Source organism: uncultured Cardiobacterium sp. (assembly GCF_938028185.1).
GTDB lineage: Bacteria > Pseudomonadota > Gammaproteobacteria > Cardiobacteriales > Cardiobacteriaceae > Cardiobacterium.
The window spans coordinates 1-3,499 of record NZ_CALJAH010000393.1 but is presented as its reverse complement, the minus strand read 5'-3'; the positions used below and the strand labels follow the sequence as shown (position 1 = coordinate 3,499).

Annotated in this window: 1 protein-coding gene; it reads right to left on the bottom strand. The window is 60.2% G+C overall.

All coding sequences use genetic code 11. The annotated features are described in order from the left end of the window. Positions 1 to 503 precede the first annotated feature (503 nt). On the bottom strand, positions 504 to 3,499 hold a 2,996-nt coding region (locus Q0349_RS11465), incomplete at its 5' end, for a glycosyl hydrolase family 28-related protein (protein WP_298081109.1).

Genomic DNA, 3,499 nt, shown 5'->3' with positions numbered 1-3,499 from the left:
TTGATGGCTTCGATGTGCTGTTCGCCCGCGCCGTTGAGCGGGTATTGGGCGATGGTGTTGCCGTTTGTGTCTTTGAGGGTGATGGTGTTCATGGGCGGAAGTCCTTTGCCGGATGGGGCGGGTGCGTTGGTGTCGGCGGTGCGCCAAGGCGCACCCTATGGTCGGTTTTATGGGGTCAAACCCCTCCCTGCAGGCAGCGAGGGAGGGGCTGATGGGCGGTTTGCAGACGTCAGCGGCGGTCATGGATACTGCGCGTGTCGCCAGTAACCCCACCCCTGCCCTCCCCCACGGGGGGAGGGGGTTGTGCGGCAGCATTTTGCACATCTGTGCTTGTCCACGCCAGTCTGGTGCCGGGGCGCACCCTACAGGCCAGGCGGTTTGCAGACGTCAGCGGCGGTCATGGATACTGCGCGTGTCGCCAGTAACCCCTCCCCTGTCCTCCCCCAGCGGGGGAGTTTTTTGTGGTGGCGAGCCGAAGCCCGTTTTTTGCCGCTTGGCGCTGTTTACAGGATGCTCACCGCCGCCAGCACTTCTTCCTGCGTCAGCGTGTGGCCGTCGTGCGCATTCACCACGATGCTGTTGTGGTAGCTGCGGTTTTCGCTGTCGTGCAGGGTGTAGCTGAGGAGGCGGCTGTCGGCGTCGTATTGCAGGTCGCTGATGGCCTCGCCTTTGCCCGCGACGAGGCGGATGCGGTCTTCCCCGGTGTTGAGGTCGAGGATTTGGTTCAGCGCCGGGCTTTCCGCGTTTTTCAGCGGGTTGGTGATGAAGATGAACTGGTCCGCACCTTCGCCGCCTTTGAGGGTGTTCGCGCCGCCGACTGCGACGAGGTTGTCGTTGCCGTCTGTGCCGGTGAGGGTGTGCGGGGTTTCGCTCGCATCGAAGGTGAAGGCGTCGCCGCCATGCTCGCCGAGGTGGTCGAGGATTTCTGCGCTGCTCTTGTCCGCCAGTTCGGCCTGCGCGGTGGCTTTGAGGTTCGCGCTGAGGTGGACGGGTGCGTCGCTATCGCCCAGGGTCTGCGCGGCGTTGTTTGCGACGCCGTCGTGCTGCGCATGGTCAGCGGCGGTATGGGTGTCGCCGCTTTCCGCGTGGTTTGCCGCTGCGCCGTGGTCATCTCCGTTTTGGCCGCTGTGGTTATGGTTGTCTGCGCTGTCAGCGTCATGTCTGTGCAGGGCGTCGCCCGCCTCAGCGGCGCTGTGGATGTCCACAGGTTCAGGCAGCACGTTGTTTCCGCTGGGCGGGTAGTTCGGATCGTCTTCGACGTGCAGGGTGAAGGTTTTGCGCATGGTCATGCCGCCGCTGTTGCTGACGGTCACGCTGACGGCGACGGTTTGTTCCTGGTCGTAGTTGATTTTTTGCCCGGCTTTGAGTTTGAGGGTGCCGTCCACGATTTCGAAACGCGGGTCGCTGACGTGGTAGGTGTAGTCTTTGCCGACGCTGCGGTCGCGCAGGGTGAGTTTGCCGACGCTGGCGCCGTCTTTGCCTTCCATCAGTTTGTTGGCAGAGAGGGTGAGGTCGTAGTAGTCGAAGCCGGGCATCCCCTTCGGCGCGCGCACGTAGGCGGTGAAGGTTTTGCTGTAGCTCGCTCCCATCTGGTCGGTCGCGGTGACGGTGAGGGTGACGCTGTTCACTTTGTCGTAGTCAAGGCTTTGTCCTTTTTTCAGACGCAGCATATCGCCGTTGACTTCGAAACGGTCGTCATTGACGGTGTAGGTGAAGCGGTCACCCTTATCCGCGTCAATGGCTTTGAGGGTGCCGACTTCGGCCTGGTCTTCGTTGCCGTAGATGACGAGTGGATCGAGGGTGATGTCGGTCGGTGCGTGGTTCTCGTAGCCAACCGGCATGGTGGCGTCGCTGGTGGCGCTTTCTTCCTGCCCGGCGGTGTCGGTGTAGGCGATTTTGACGGTGATTTTCTTGCCTTTTTCTGCCTCGGTCAGGGTGTAGGTGGATTCGTGTGCCCCTTCGATTTCCACGCCATCGGCATACCAGCGGTAGCTGGTAACGGATTTGGCCGGCACTTTGACGCTGACGTGGCGGTACAGTTCGCCGTAGTCGCCGTCATAGACTTCGGCGGTGAGAGTTTGCCCCGGCTGGGCGGTGCCCTTGATGTACACGGCGCTCTTGAAGTGGTTGGTGCCGATGGTGTTGCCGCTGGTGTGGCGGTCGATGACGTTGCCGCCGTAGAGGTCGTTATCGCTGACGGTAACGCCGGTAGTCGAATGCACGGCACCGTTGCGCAGCTCTATGCCGTACTGATGGTGATAGGGGTATTTCTCGGGCATATCGTGTTTTTGACGCACGGTGTTGTGGCGGATGGTGCCGCCTTCGACGCCAACGTAGAGGATGCCAACGTGGTTATCCTCGACGATGTTGTTTTCGAAGGTAATATTTTTCACCGCCGTGCTGCCGCCGTGCATGTGGTTCGAGGCAACGATGCCGTAGCGGTTGCCGGAGAAGGTGTTGCCGCGCATTTCCACGTCGCTGACTTGCTCGTTTTTGTTCGGCTCGACGTCGATACCGGCGCGCGGGTCGGTGCCGTCGGTGTCCTTGAAGACGGAGTTGAGGACTTTGATGCCCTTGCCGTGGGTAATGGAGATGCCCTGGCGGCGGTTGTGATCGGCGTTCACCTGATAGAAGGTGATGTTTTGGGTCTCGATGTCGCTGCTGCCACGCTTGCCGATGTAGAAGCCGTCGCCCCAATTATTTTTGGAGGTGACTTTTTCCACAACAACGTTGGTGGAGTTGGTGATGCGCACACCATGCCCCCATTCGCCATATTCACCGGTATGGCTGTCACGGTCACCTTCAATAGTGCCGCCGTATATGTGGGCATTGTTAGCGTCTTTGATGGTGACGACGGAGGCAAACTGGGAGTCGTTCGGCAGCGATTTGAGCACGGTGCCATCGGCCATGCGCAGGATGACGTTGCTCTTCAGGATGAGGCCGCTGGTTTCGTAGGACGAGCTTTCCTGGCGCATGGCGTCAATCAGATAGGTGCCGTTCGGAATATCGACGATACCGCCGCCTTTTTCCGCGACTGCATCAATGGCTTTCTGGATGGCGGCAGTGTCATCCGTTTGCCCGTCACCCTTGGCACCATATTCCGCATCTTTGACGTTGGCGATAAAGTCGGTGGTCGGCTTCGGTACATATTCGCCGACTTTGCCAGACGGCGGCGGCATGGGGATGTCCGTCCCGTCACTGGTCGGGTTTTCATCATGCCCGGCATTGTCCTGATAAGTGGCGCGCACGGTGATTTTATGCCCGGCGTCATCTTTGGTCAGGGTGTAGGTGCTGCTGTTGGCACTATCAATAGGATTGCCGTCGCGCAGCCATTGGTATTGCACTTTATCAGCGGCGAAATCGTCGCCGTCGCTGACAGTAGCGGTGAGGGTGCTGCCCACTTTGGCTTCGCCGCTGATGGCAATGCTACCCGGTTGATTCGGCGGCGGCACGGGAATATCGGTCGCCTCGCTCGTCGGGTTTTCATCATGCCCTGCGT